This window comes from Pseudomonas corni (genome assembly GCF_057128765.1).
Genome location: NZ_JBSKHW010000008.1, coordinates 70,687 through 83,491, shown reverse-complemented (window position 1 = coordinate 83,491; position 12,805 = coordinate 70,687). Strand labels below are relative to the sequence as shown.

The window sequence follows — 12,805 nt, the reverse complement described above, 5'->3', positions numbered from 1 at the left end:
ACTCGCTTGAAAAATGTATCTGCCAACTAATTGTCGCGGGGCACGTCCATGTTTTGGACTACCCCTGGCGGCTCTTCCTGCGTGCACTCAAGAGTTGATAAATAATGCGCGACATTGAGCTACGTATCACCGCCGATCTGGACGGTGCCACAAAGGAAGTCGCCGGATTCAAGAAAGAGTATGGCGATTTGGTAAAGGTGGTTGAAAAGCCGCTTCGCCAAATCAACGCATTCAAAGACGTTGAGTCGAGCGTTGAGAAAGCAGGAACTGCGATGCGTGATGCGCGTGAGCGCGTGCGTGATTTGAGTGCTGAGATAGTAAAGGCTGACGCACCGTCAAAGCAGTTGCAGGAGTCATATAAAGCATCGGTAAAGGAGCTGCAGCGTCTCGAAAGAGTTGAAGCGGTGCAGATCAACCAGCTGGCGCAGATGCGCGAAGGACTGAAAAGCGCGGGCGTCGATACGCGCAACTTGGCAGCAGAGCAATCACGGCTCAGCGCTGCATATGTCAAAGCTTTATCGGCTGGGCGTGCCAACACTGCGCTGAACAACGCCAAGACGTCTCTCGGCGCAGGTGATGTCCGAGATACGCAGCGTGAACTTGCGAAGCTTCGTCAGCAATTCGACTTGGTCAGAAATTCGGGCGAGATATCGGCTCGCGATTTGGGGATTGCCCAGGCGAATTATCGCCGCAGTGTCAGCGAGACCCTTGCCAAGCTGCGTGAGCTTCGCGCTGTCAATGCAGCGCCGGTTAAAGCGCCTGTTGTCGCCCCAAAAGATACATCCTTGCAGACTCTCGGCATCAGTCGGCTCAGAGACCTTAGAGCCCAGTTGACCGCTTTAACAGCCGATTACGCCCGTCTTACTCGATCCGGCGTGTTGTCTGCTACTGAACGCGGGGTAGCAGAGGCGCAATACCGCAAAAAGGTCGACGACACAAAGCGAGCGATTGCAGACCTTAACTCAGAGTCAGGTAAATCTAGCGGTGGTTTGGGCGTCAAGTCCGCGCTAGGGGCGCTGGGCGGCACAGCAGCCGCTACAGCGACATTTGCCGCTTATGTAGAGGCGTCCGATACAGTTAAGAAAATGGATGCGCAGCTCCGGCTCGCAACCAATAGCCAAGACGAATTCAACATTGCCCAGACTGCCACGCGCGAGATTGCGCAGCGATCCCAGGCACCGCTCGAAGATGTTGTCACTTTGTATAGCCGGCTTGCCCCCGCTGTTTCGGCTATGGGCCGGAGCCAGGGCGATACGCTCAAAGTGATCGATGCTGTAACGCAGTCGCTGAGAATCAGCGGCGCGACCACCTCTGAGACCAGCAGCACTATTACTCAATTCTCCCAGGCCTTAGGTTCAGGCGTGCTGCGCGGTGAGGAATTCAACTCCATCGCAGAAAACTCCCCTCGTCTGCTGCGGGCGTTGGCCGAAGGTTTCAAAGTGCCAACTGGCCAGTTGCGAGTGATGGCGGCGGCAGGTCAGTTAACTTCTGACGCGATCACGAGTGTAGTGATCGACGCATTGCCGCAGCTTCAAAAAGAAGCCGCAGTGCTCCCGGAGACTGTCGGCGGGCAGTTCACCGTCATGAAAGACAAAATCAATCTGGCGTTGGGCTCGGTAGATACGGGGCCATTCATCAGCCAGATGAAAAGCCTTAGCGATACCGTTTCTGATCCGACCGTCGCGACGAACTTGAATAGGCTGGGTGGAGCCCTTCTTAAATTCGCTGAAATTGCTGCGAAAAGCGGTTCCGGTGCAGTCAATATTGCGGACGATGTCGCGTACTCGGCCGCCAAAATTGCCGGCCAGGTCAGCCCGCTTGATAAGGTCGAGCGGGACATCAAGGCGGCAGAAGAGGCCCTGAAAGGGTTTTCTTTAACGACTCTTTTTACAGGGGACGATGACACCATCCTCAACGCTTTCTATTCGAAAGCCACCCTTGAGAAGAAACTGCAGGAGTTCAAAGACTTCCGCGCGCAGTTGCTGCAACAAGCTAGCGGATTAAATTCGGAGCAGTCGAGCGCGCAGCAAGAGGGCCGCAAGGCTGCTGCAAATGCCAACGAGCAGCAACTAAATGATCGTCGGGAATACACTGTGCGGATGGCAGCTGAGCAAGCCCGCTTGGTCGATGCCACCAAAAAGGCCATTAAGGCTCAAGTTTCGGCTGAGAGAACAGCTGCCAGCGATCTTAAAAAGGCGAAAGCTGAACAGCTCGAAACACAGAAGAAATACGCGGATGCGATTGCCGGTCTGCAAACTGGTGGGTCGTCAGGTGAAGCCACTTACGGCAATGCTCAAGCTTTGAAGGTAGCGGCGAAACAGTCGCTTCAGAGCGGCGATGCCGACGGCGCTAAAAAGAAAGCTGATGCATCGCTGGCCATCTTGCAGAAAATGGCTGATGCGGGCGAGAACACCCTGGGCTTTGCTGGCTTCATCAAAGAGTTGCAGGGGATTGCTGTTGCCGCCGATGGAATCAATGTCGACAAGGCAGAGGCAAGTCTTAAAGCCGCCACCGACAAAACCGCCGACTTGAAAGCGCGCCTGGACGAACTGAAAACGCTTCAAATCACCCCGAAGATATCGGATGAAGCGATTGCCGCTGTCGTCAAACAGATGCAGGATTTGAAGGTCAAGCTGGGCATTGCATTCGACCTGCCCAATGCGGTTAATCCTACGGATGAAATGCAGGCAATAGCCGGGCAGTCCAACAGCGTTGTCACTTACCCGGCTCCCGCTCCTGTAAATGCCACGGCTCCTGCAGCGGCGGCTGCGGCTACGAGCAAGCTGAAATACCAGCCAGGCGTTACGGACTATTCGCAACAGGATGCTCCGGTAAAGGTCGAGCCAGTACTAGAAGAGGACTATTACCAGAAACTGGTTCGGGAGGTTGCGGCCAAAGGAGCGCTTCCCGTTCCAGTGCAACCCGATCTCGCAGAAGGTGCCGTGGGCAATCTGGACGTTCCAGTAACGCCTCTCATAGACGAGGCATCGGTCATTGCTGCGCAATCGCAGATAGCGGCCGTGGCGGCACAGATGAGGCAGGCGCTGACTATTCCGGTAACGGTTGTAGGCGGCGGCAGTGCTTCCGTTGATGCTGCGCCTTCATCTGATCTTCCAAGCTATGCCGATGGCGGCAAGATCCGGGGAACAGGAACAGGAACAAGCGACAGCATATTGGCCTGGGTTTCCAATGGGGAATATATGGTCAAGGCTGACGCAGTTCAGCACTATGGTCCGGAGATGTTGAGACAGATCAATGAGCGACGTTTACCGCGTTTTGCGGAGGGCGGGAGCGTCAATACGAGGTCTGTCCCAATGATTCCGGCGCCGAGTCAGGCACTGATTGACCGTGTTAATCCGCCACCTCTGGAGAACTGGGGCACCATGAGCCTGAACGCTGGCGGCGAAAGCTATCAGGTTCAGGTCAAGCAGCAGGATGTGGGCAAGATGTTGCGCAATCAGGCCATCAAATTCGGCAGGCCCTGAATAATCAGGGCTTATGCCCCGATTGATATGAAGATCTCACGCAACCGTTGCGGTCGTAGCTAACGCTTGTGACATCAACGTATTTGTCATTCCAGTAGGTGCTCGATCCTGCGCCGCGAGCGCTGTCTTTATTCGGTTTCCCGCGAATGCTTTCGATGTCTTTCCGAGTCATGCCAGGTGTGATTTCGCCGCGAACTTTCGCTGTTCTGAGCTCTTGAGCCGTGAGCCCGGTGGAGCAGGGCGCCGGGCCAGTTTGCGTTGCTGCGGCTGTAGCGTCGGCGCGGGGTGCGGATCTGTTTTGCGGACTCACAGGGGCAGCCATCAAGGTCCCTTCCGCTGCGCCGCTTGGCCTTGCGTTGTGCGCTGACACTACATCGTCCAGAGCGCTATCACTGGGGCAGTTTGCTCGCGCGGTGAAAGTTACATGGCCTTGCGAGTCGACACATTTGAAAACGGTATCCGCCATGCAGGCGGATGACAGCAATAAGAAGCAGGTCCCGAAGACTATCTTCGTCATGTAAGAAATCCCTTTTCAGCCTCGGACAGCGACCTTCGCAAACAGCTAGGTTCAGCGCCCGTCATTTGAATATTGCCTGATTAATCATCAATGCGTGATCAGCGCGCCAACCTTGATGCAGTTGAGTGTGACGCTCATTAGAGCGTTATCGGCTGCAAACTTATTCGCTGGAGTAACTGGATGAGCGTTCCACTTGTCACACTCGGCGGCGTGCCGATCGTATTGCACGCCGGCGCGCCTGACCAGTCCGACACGCCGCTACTTGGCGAAACTGTGGTCAGGCTTTCCGGTGGCGCTGGCGTGAAGATGACACATTGGGGGAAGGCCTCGGGCGCTATAAGTGGCCAGGGTTGGATGCCGCCCGGGCTTGATGGTCTTGATTACAGCCAGCCACTCGAACTTCGCCTGACGTCTCAGGAATGCATAGTTGGCGATGGCCGGGCCTATATGTTGACGAGTCTTCCTCGTCCCGACACAGAGCCCGCAGCGTTCGCTTTACTTGGTGCTGAGTGGGTACAGGTTGGTTGCTCATTGGAGAATGGGGTGGCGACTGCGAACGTATTGGCCGGTGCCAGCAAGTACATGATCCAGTGGATGCCGGTATATAGCGTGTTTGCCAGCAAACCGCCCAAGTCGATGAGCGCGTCGCAATCTACTTTCGGCTGGTCGATTGCTTGGGAGGAAGCGTGATGCTTAACGGATCACCGCTAAACGCAGGCCCCCTCAACGCTGCCGGAAGTGGCAGCGGAGCTGTAGTGGATCCTCAACCGATCCTGCCAGGCTATGCGTTCCGCTGGGCGCTTCGCGTCTTGGTTGGCGGTGCGGATTTCACGGCTCGGCTTAGTGGGCAAGTTGAAGTGGATCGGGAGCGCGGCGCGGCCGGCGTAGCAACTTTTACGTTGCAGATGTTGCCGGGAGCCATCTTGCCCATGGCTTGGGTGGGGCGAGAAGTCACAATCGACTACATCACTACCGCAGTGGGTGTGACGACTGAAAAGCGGCGTTACACCGGGCGAGTGGTAACGACAGAGTGGGATTCAATCGGTCGCCTACTGCTGTGCCACTGCGGTGATCAGCTTCAGCAGCGCGTCGAAAAGCTCACTGTCGCGGAGGTCGACGCGTTGGCCCCGGCGTTCTGGTCAGCAGATGTATTCGAAGCGCCTGATGGCCGTAGCCGTTGGGACTATCTTGGCGAGCGCCTGGGCACCATCCAGGCAAGCTTGGACTCGTCCGCAGCTGGCGCGCTGCGGCTGACAAGCTGGTATGCCGGGAACGTGGACTTTGTATTCGGGGAAGGCAGCACGATTTACGACTCGGTGAAGGTCAGCTATGCCGACTTGACCAGTTTGACGAATAAGGTAGTGATTGAGGCGAGCTATCGGTTCTCCAGACTCCACCAGCTCAACGAAACGTTCACATGGGTTCACCCGGAAACGAGTGGGCTTGGCGGAACTCAGGGTTTTTGCTTGTGGCGCCAAGCCAGTTCGGAACTGCCTGATGTCGCGATGGTGAAAGACTCTGCGTCGTCAGCAGGGATGAGCATCATCAAATCGCCGATCTACATAAAAACACCTGGGTCTGGCGGTGACATTTGCGGCAACGGGATTCCGTGGATCAATAACTATCCTGACCTGCTGTTGGGTGTGACGTATACGGGTGGGCGTCGCTGGGTGCAGCCGGTGACAGAAAAGTACGAGCTCACAGTTGTTGCACAAGCCAGCGTGGACCAGGCTGGGGAAGTTATTGCCCGGGACTCTGTGTCGATCGATTACGCGACCGACCTCGGCAGCACATGGGAGAGCGCCGCGTTCGGACTTGATGTTCCGGGCGCAATCGATGGACATTCAGGCCACGTCGACGAGCGTGACGAAGTGCAGCGCAAAGCAGCACTGCAGTGTCTGTTGAATCAGGCGAAGACTACTGTCGTGCTGGCGCATACGGCTACCGCCGTGAGCTGGAGCGTTCCGACAAGCATGGTGCTGGATGTTGACTTGGTACACACGCTGAGTTTGGTTGACCAAGGCGTAGTTGCTCAGGCGCGCTGCAGTCGTGTTGTGGATAGCTTCGATCTAGGAAGCGGATCGGCTATCACGACGCTGACAGTAAAGGTCATGCGGTGCGGCGGATCAAATCAAGATCCACTGTCAGCTCCCGCGATTTCAACGGTGCCTCAGGCGGAGGACGTCATCGCGCCAGCGCTGGCGACACAATTGGGCGGAAAGTCGGACTCTCCAATTTATGACGACACGCTAGACGGCTTTTCCGGCAACTACGACAACGCAGACCCGACGCTGCCTGTGTTCGAGCGTCGCCTGCAAATCACAGCGTCTGAAATCCCCGCAACTGAGCGCGACGAACTGGTCGTCGATATCCCAGCTACCTATCGCATCACCATTCCCAACGACCCGCTGGAGCTTTAAATGAGCCTTGAGAGTGATCGTCGCAGCGGCGGCGCGGCGAATCTGGCCACCCGTCAATCGTCTGCGGCGTCGATGGTGTCCGAGCGCAAGGCCATCGGCGCAAGCATCAACACGGATCGATCTGGATCCGGATCGCAGGTCAGTAACGACCTGAGCAAGTTGGTTTCTGCCAAGAGGCAAAGCACCTCGCTGCCAGTGCTGGCGGCTCGTGGCGCGGTACCGGCCACGAAAGGAAAGGGCACCTACAACCCCAAAAATGCCCCGTCCACGTCCGGCGGGATTGCCAGCCCGCTCTCCGAAACCGATTTCACAAAGCGAGAGTATTGGTCAAACGGCCTGTTGAGCAGTGACGGTCTGTTCACCATCCCCTCCATCAAAAAGCTGGTGCTTATTGACGCAAACGGCGGTGAAGCCGTGATCAACCTGGCGCAGCCCATTACCCCTGAAGCCAACCCATAGGGTCTGATATGAATTTCATTAACAACTGGCTTACCCAGCTCACCGCCGGGCTGTCAGCGGTCGACACCAACTTGCCTATCTCCGCCGAGTCGCTCGCGCTTTTGCCGGACGGCGAATACATCCTGACGCTCTCCAGCTCGCTGAATCCAATTGATGCCGCGCCCGTTGAGGTTGTTTCTGTCCGGGTCCTGTTCGGTGGGGTGTCGATCGTACGCGCCCAGGAAGGCACCACGGCGCAAGATTGGCCAAGCGGTGCCTTTGTTTACTGTGCTGTGACGGCCGGAACGCTGAATAAGCTGTCGGCTCTGATCGGGACCGGCGGGGCTGTCCGCAGTCCGATCAGCCTGGCCATCGAGTTCATCGTCAGCCTCGAATATCAGAGCATGAGCTGGTCGCTTGTCTCGGGCCTGCCTCAGCCTTTTGCCATCACCTTCCCGGCTCCGCCCGAAGGGGCCCAAGCCTTTAGACTCGAAATCTTGATGCTCAACTTCGCGGCTGGTGACAGTAACTGTTACCTGTCCGCTGAATCGGCGCCGGTGATTAACGTCGCGGATGGGTTTCTGGTGGCTTCCGGAGCCAGCATCACCCGGTACGACATGCTCGGCATAGGTGGCGGCTGGTTTGTGGTGGGCCGTACTACTTCCGCTGTGTCGGCGTCTGGCGGATCTGGCGGCGGCGCTGGGTCGGGTACGGTCTAGCGTATTGAGGGTGGCCCATGAATAGAACACTGGTTTGGCCTTGGCATGGCTTGGTGCGAAACTCCCTGATCCATTTACCGAATGGAGACACCCGTCCATACGATCAGCCTCAAGGCTTGCAAACCGCGATTTTCGGCCCTGGCGATACGCACCTTATTTCGGTTAAGGGGATCGCGCCCATCACGCCCGAGGAAGCGGCCACCGCGCCGCCGGGCGGGCAGTATTGGGCCGGGCGAGCATTGATCACTGGCGCCAGTCTTTACGGCCGTTCCTTTCAAGGTTGGATGTTCCAGGCGGAGGATGGCAGCCGGTGGCAGGCGAGTATTATCGCGGGGACCATTAACGCCGGTTCCACCAACATCCGAATCACGCTGACCCGGTTCGGCGAGTTTGGCGTTGCGGGTGAGACTTTCACTACATTGCTTGTCGCTCCGATAGGCCAAGCCGATGACAACATGCGCCGGAAACTGTCGGGAAACCTGGGCTTTCCCGGTGATGAAGTGGTGAGGCTACACAGCTTCAGCCCTTCCGGGCGAACTGCAATATTGGCTTGGTCGCTGTTTAATCGGACGTCGGACAGGGACGCTCAAAATGTGGATGCACGGCCCCGGCCTTATACGTTCTATAAAGTCTCGCTTGATAGAACCGATTCGGTTTTGTCAATTGCCGGAGAAGTGCTATTTGCCTTTGACGATGTTTACACTGAGGAAAGAAACGAAAGTGGCAATAGTTTCGGACGGTTTGGAGATTCTGGTCCTGCCATAGAAATCGACAGAAAGCCCATTGAGCGCGACCCCAGCTTAGGGGATGTTGTTACTTACGATTTCTCCCCTACGATTGAGGTTATTAATGGGCCCAGCGGTTCCTGGAATGGACCGGCAAGCCTTGAAGTCACGCGTCAGTGGATGCTGATGGTTATCTTTGAGGGCGAAGATGTTCGGCCGTGCCACCTAAAGTGTCACGACACTTATGTGAGAGGTGCAGCCAGCTTTACGGTTTCTACCCTGTCCCCCCAAATCATAGAAGAATATAAAAACGGCGGGCAGAATGTCTTAGATGGTGGCAGTTCAAATATCAGTGGAGGCGGAATTGCCTCCGGGCAGGGCACAGCAACGTGGGACGGTCCAGGGTCAGAATGGAGCAGAACCAATAGTTATTCAGTGTCTTCAAATTGGAATAATGGTGACTTGACGGTTGTGTATGTGGATGGAATTTGGACCAATACAACCACTTACGCCGAAACACCTTTTAAAATGTGGACAGATCTAGGCGCAAGCTTTGGCGGTTCTGGTGGCTCACTTCCTTACTATGCAGCAAGCGCTAAAAAATGGTCATTCATTCTTTATAGTAATAATTTAATTGCCGTTACCGAATCTGATGCTAGAGGTGATGATATTGAAAGAGTGATTGGTGTGATGACCAGTGAAGGCTATCAGAGCCTTGATGGTTCAGAAGTTCTGCCATCTGACATGCGCCATTACGGAAGTTATAACCCGGCTACTGAAGAATTTATTATTTTATCCCCCGATAAAGTTAATTGGGTCTAACCCCCTTCCAACTTAGGAGAAGCCAGCCATGCAGCCGGCCTGTCAAGACCTGTCCGTCATTCCGGGGACTACTTACCGCGACACCATTCGGATTATGCAGCCCGAGTTTGTTTACCGGGATATCTCCAGCATTGCGGGCGCGCCCGTTCGCCTCACGGTGCCCAGCCACGGGTTGACCTCTGATTGGCCGGTCTGGGTGCGCGGCGTCCAGGGCATGACCGATCTGAACAGAGAGCCGATTCGTCAGTTACCCCACAAAGCGAAGTTGATCAGCGCTGACGTCATCGAGATTAATTCGCTGTCGGCGGCGGGATTGCGTGCCAGTGGCGGACAGATCATTTACCGGGCGCCGGTGAACCTCTCCGAATCATCGACCGTGATGACGATCAGCCGCGGGGAATTGCTGGTGCTGACGCTAGCGCTGGGCGCCGGTCTGGCAGTTACAGCGCCGGGGACCATCAGCCGCGTGCTTACCGCTGCGCAGACTGCGCTGCTCACAGGCGATGACCTCACCTACACGCTCGATGTCACCTACGCCGGGCCGACGCTTACGCGCTATTTCACCGGTTCCATTGGAGAAGCCTGCACAGGCAACTGCAATGACCCGCAGATTTTGACGGTGGGCGAGCAGGGCGCACCAGGTGTTGGTTCCGCCGAGCTGAGCGCCGATCCAAATAACCGCCTCAAGTTCGGCTCCGACCGAAAGCTATACGTCTCAGACGATTTAATCCCCGACCCACTCAACTACTACATTCTCGCCAAAGGATAAATCATGTCTCTTGAAACCCGCATCATCACTCTCGCCCAGGCTGTCGGCGCCGACATCAAAGCGTTGACCCTCAAACAGGGTGACTTGACGGCCTTGTCCACCACGGCAAAAGGCAACCTGGTCTCTGCGATCAATGAGCTGTACAGCCTGCTGGGATCCTCGGGCGCTGTGATCGACGACGGCGCAGGCGACGGTGCAACGTCTGTCACCTGGTCGGCCAACAAAATCTTCGACTCGATTGAGGCGGGCAAGGCTGCCGTCCAGGCTTCGATCTTGGGTGGCGCCAGTGCGGCGTTCGACACCCTGAAAGAGCTGCAGGACTTGATCGTGAACGATGAGGGTTTGCTGACGGCGCTTACCACCGCTGTTGCAAACCGTGTTCGCTTTGACGATGCGCAGACCCTGTCCACAGCACAGAAGCTGCAGGCCTGCCAGAACATCGGCGTGGGCAACCCCGAGACTGATTTCTCGGCCTCCTACGTCACCGCCAAGGCCTAACCGGTGAGCCTCGATGCGCGCATCATCGCGCTGGCGCAAGCCATCGGCGCCGACATAAAGGCGCTCATCAGCGGAAAGGTCGACAAAACCGGTTCCGTCACGTCTGTGGCGGGGCGCACCGGGGCAGTGCTTCTAACGAAAACAGATGTAGGCCTGCCGAATGCCGAAAATACAGCGGATAACGCCAAGCCAGTGAGCACACCGCAGCAGGCAGCGTTAGATCTGAAAGCGCCGATTGCGAATGCATCGCTGACCGGGAACGTCACCATGGGCGGGTCGCTGACACTCACCCCGGCAAGTTCGAAGCTGATCGTTCAGGGTTCCGGGGTTGAGCTTGGAAGAGTAGATGGGGTGGCTTCACCCGCATACCTCGATTTTCACAGCGGTGCGACCGCGACGGATTATGACGCTCGGATTATCTCAACGGGCGGCAACGGCGCCGCCGGCGGATCGGCTTTGCAAATGCAGGCTGCAACCATTGGCCTCAATGGCACGGTTACAAGCAATAGTTCACTCTCGACGGCGGGCGATATCACGGTTAACCGTGGCCCGAACACCGCGAGCGTGGTCATCAATGGTGACGCGGGTTATGCCAAGAACCTGAGCTTTAAAACAGGCAGTCTGGGCCGATGGGATTTTGTCTGCAGTGAGGTAGCCGAGTCTGGTTCGAACACAGGTAGTGATTTTGCGTTAATCGCCCGAACCGATGCAGGTGCTTACCTTGGTACACCATTGGGGATAAACCGTTCGACTCGGCTTGTGACCATAGGAGGGCTTGCAGTGTCGGCCAATGCTGACGTGTCGGGGACTCTATCAGCCGGTGGCGTGGTGTTTCGCGGGACGATGGAATTGGGCAATGTCACTTCGGGCGTGGCCACACCAACCTATATCGACTTCCACAGTGGTGCCGTGGCGGTTGACCGCGATGCGCGCATCCTTTCTAGCGGCGGGACTGGCGCAAACGACGGTGCGACATTGCAGCTCTCCGCCGGCACGGTCAATTTGGTAGGGACCGGTATTGGCCTACTCGGCGCCACGACTTGCACACAACCGCTTCGCACAGGCTCCTTCACCCTGTCGACTTTGCCATCAGCAGCGTCATATCCGAATTATTTGATCATCGTCAGTAATGCAACTGGCGGCGCGAAGCTCTGCTACTCCAACGGCACCAACTGGTGTCCAGTAAACACAACTACGCCGGTAAATTAATCATGCCTGTTTATGAAGAACCAACATTTCTGTACGAGGTGTTGCTCCGATTTGGTGAACTTGACCCCAACAAAGGGAAGCTGATTGGGGCAAGTCAAACCCAGATGACGCAATTCATCAAAGACGGGAAAGTGTTGAACAGCACTATCAACGCTCCCGAGCAGCTTGCGACTTTGCCCGAAGAGGCGGGCACCAAACTGTCTGAGGTTCTCGGGCAAGTCACTGCCGAAACGGTAATTCAGAACCAGTTGCTATCGGGGAAAGTCTCCTCGCTGTCCACCGAGCTGACGCAATCGAACGCCCAGGTTGAAGCGACCGAGAAAGCATCGGTGCAGTTACAGTCGCAGCTCGCGGAAGTATCGCAAACGCTTGGAGCGACACAGGCCGAAGTCATTCGCCTTCACGCGCTGCTTGATCAGGCCGCACTTGAAGCGGAAAAGGCACGACAGTCAGCGAAAGTCGAAATTCAGCGGCTGACGGATATGCTCTATGCGGCCCCTGTCGCTGAAGGTTGACTCCGCCGGAGAGCCCCAGCCAACGTAGTTAACGGGCAATACCGATGCCCGCCATGAGCGGGCTTTGTTTAATTGGGAAGCCCAGGTTTCTTAAAACTATTACCGACTCTAATCAGACTTACTGGTCGCGGCTGTCAGCGGCGGCTTTTGAAAAAGCGACATTGGCCAGATTGATGGAGTCAGCGATTAGGTGATCCAGCTGATTTTGTAGCGCACGGTCACTAGCTTGGTCGACTCCAGGATTGAGGATGTGCGCAGCTTCCGAGATGGCTTTAGCAGAAGTTTGAAGATTCAGCTTTAGCAGTTCAAATAGCTCATGCAGAGCGTTGCAACGGTAGGCATCAACAGCTTGGTCGCTACCTAAGTTTGTCATCGACTCGGATTTCGGATCCTGCGACTGCGTCTCTGAAAGAGTTGATGATTGGATAGTTAGCAGGAAGATCAGGTCAACGCCAGCAGTACCCACCCGTTGCAAATAATCTGCTCTGGGTCTGCGCCATCCGCTTTCGTAGTGACTCTGCGCATTCGGTGCAACCCCGCCGATTCTTGCAAAGGCCGCTTGGGAAAGCCCTAACCTGGTTCTTTCCTGTTTTAGCCGAAATCCAAAAGCTTTCATGGTGATACTCCTGCGAAATCCACGCGTAGTTCTTTCAAAACACGAGTGCGATGGGGGCTGGAGCACGAGGTT

12 protein-coding genes are annotated in these 12,805 nt (G+C 56.2%); 10 read left to right on the top strand and 2 right to left on the bottom strand.

What is annotated here, in order from left to right; all coding sequences use genetic code 11:
- Window positions 1–104: 104 nt before the first annotated feature.
- Window positions 105–3,485, top strand: coding sequence for a tape measure protein (locus tag ACWKV9_RS14110; RefSeq protein WP_483836733.1), 3,381 nt, complete (start codon window positions 105–107; stop codon window positions 3,483–3,485).
- A gap of 4 nt (window positions 3,486–3,489) precedes the next feature.
- On the opposite strand, the gene ACWKV9_RS14105 is transcribed toward ACWKV9_RS14110, so the two are convergent.
- Window positions 3,490–4,002: a DUF4124 domain-containing protein gene (locus tag ACWKV9_RS14105; RefSeq protein WP_483836732.1), complete on the bottom strand. Its 513-nt coding sequence runs from the start codon at window positions 4,000–4,002 to the stop codon at window positions 3,490–3,492.
- A 180-nt stretch (window positions 4,003–4,182) separates the two neighbouring features.
- Between ACWKV9_RS14105 and ACWKV9_RS14100 the strand changes: the two genes are divergently transcribed.
- The 9 genes from ACWKV9_RS14100 to ACWKV9_RS14060 all read left to right on the top strand — a co-directional run bounded on the left by ACWKV9_RS14100 (window position 4,183) and on the right by ACWKV9_RS14060 (window position 12,117).
- Window positions 4,183–4,692 (top strand): hypothetical protein, encoded by a 510-nt coding sequence (locus ACWKV9_RS14100; RefSeq protein WP_483836731.1) that lies wholly within the window; start codon window positions 4,183–4,185, stop codon window positions 4,690–4,692.
- Between the two features lie 65 nt (window positions 4,693–4,757).
- Complete coding sequence (locus tag ACWKV9_RS14095; RefSeq protein ID WP_483836730.1) at window positions 4,758–6,422, top strand: hypothetical protein; 1,665 nt, start codon at window positions 4,758–4,760, stop codon at window positions 6,420–6,422.
- Window positions 6,423–6,881 (top strand): hypothetical protein, encoded by a 459-nt coding sequence (locus tag ACWKV9_RS14090; RefSeq protein ID WP_483836729.1) that lies wholly within the window; start codon window positions 6,423–6,425, stop codon window positions 6,879–6,881.
- Window positions 6,882–6,889: 8 nt separating this feature from the next.
- Window positions 6,890–7,579, top strand: coding sequence for a hypothetical protein (locus ACWKV9_RS14085; protein WP_483836728.1), 690 nt, complete (start codon window positions 6,890–6,892; stop codon window positions 7,577–7,579).
- A 17-nt stretch (window positions 7,580–7,596) separates the two neighbouring features.
- Window positions 7,597–9,126 carry a hypothetical protein gene (locus tag ACWKV9_RS14080; RefSeq protein ID WP_483836727.1) on the top strand — a complete coding sequence of 510 codons (1,530 nt, stop codon included), beginning with the start codon at window positions 7,597–7,599 and terminating at the stop codon, window positions 9,124–9,126.
- A gap of 28 nt (window positions 9,127–9,154) precedes the next feature.
- Window positions 9,155–9,895 carry a hypothetical protein gene (locus ACWKV9_RS14075; RefSeq protein WP_483836726.1) on the top strand — a complete coding sequence of 247 codons (741 nt, stop codon included), beginning with the start codon at window positions 9,155–9,157 and terminating at the stop codon, window positions 9,893–9,895.
- A gap of 3 nt (window positions 9,896–9,898) precedes the next feature.
- Window positions 9,899–10,393, top strand: a complete 495-nt coding sequence (locus tag ACWKV9_RS14070) for a hypothetical protein (RefSeq protein WP_483836725.1) — start codon at window positions 9,899–9,901, stop codon at window positions 10,391–10,393.
- A gap of 3 nt (window positions 10,394–10,396) precedes the next feature.
- A complete protein-coding gene (locus ACWKV9_RS14065; RefSeq protein ID WP_483836724.1) occupies window positions 10,397–11,602 on the top strand; it encodes a hypothetical protein in 1,206 nt (401 codons plus the stop codon).
- Entirely contained in the window at window positions 11,569–12,117 is a 549-nt protein-coding gene (locus tag ACWKV9_RS14060; protein ID WP_483836723.1) for a hypothetical protein, read from the top strand. The genes ACWKV9_RS14065 and ACWKV9_RS14060 overlap by 34 nt, the downstream gene beginning before the upstream one ends.
- Before the next feature lie 118 nt (window positions 12,118–12,235).
- On the opposite strand, the gene ACWKV9_RS14055 is transcribed toward ACWKV9_RS14060, so the two are convergent.
- Complete coding sequence (locus ACWKV9_RS14055) at window positions 12,236–12,733, bottom strand: helix-turn-helix domain-containing protein (protein WP_483836722.1); 498 nt, start codon at window positions 12,731–12,733, stop codon at window positions 12,236–12,238.
- Window positions 12,734–12,805 lie beyond the last annotated feature (72 nt).

What these genes read in the sequence shown, in the direction of transcription:
- ACWKV9_RS14055 (WP_483836722.1), bottom strand. Translation starts at nt 12,733, where the DNA reads ATGAAAGCTTTTGGATTTCGGCTAAAACAGGAAAGAACCAGGTTAGGG.
- ACWKV9_RS14080 (WP_483836727.1), top strand. Translation starts at nt 7,597, where the DNA reads ATGAATAGAACACTGGTTTGGCCTTGGCATGGCTTGGTGCGAAACTCC.
- ACWKV9_RS14085 (WP_483836728.1), top strand. Translation starts at nt 6,890, where the DNA reads ATGAATTTCATTAACAACTGGCTTACCCAGCTCACCGCCGGGCTGTCA.
- ACWKV9_RS14070 (WP_483836725.1), top strand. Translation starts at nt 9,899, where the DNA reads ATGTCTCTTGAAACCCGCATCATCACTCTCGCCCAGGCTGTCGGCGCC.
- ACWKV9_RS14075 (WP_483836726.1), top strand. Translation starts at nt 9,155, where the DNA reads ATGCAGCCGGCCTGTCAAGACCTGTCCGTCATTCCGGGGACTACTTAC.
- ACWKV9_RS14110 (WP_483836733.1), top strand. Translation starts at nt 105, where the DNA reads ATGCGCGACATTGAGCTACGTATCACCGCCGATCTGGACGGTGCCACA.
- ACWKV9_RS14105 (WP_483836732.1), bottom strand. Translation starts at nt 4,002, where the DNA reads ATGACGAAGATAGTCTTCGGGACCTGCTTCTTATTGCTGTCATCCGCC.
- ACWKV9_RS14090 (WP_483836729.1), top strand. Translation starts at nt 6,423, where the DNA reads ATGAGCCTTGAGAGTGATCGTCGCAGCGGCGGCGCGGCGAATCTGGCC.
- ACWKV9_RS14100 (WP_483836731.1), top strand. Translation starts at nt 4,183, where the DNA reads ATGAGCGTTCCACTTGTCACACTCGGCGGCGTGCCGATCGTATTGCAC.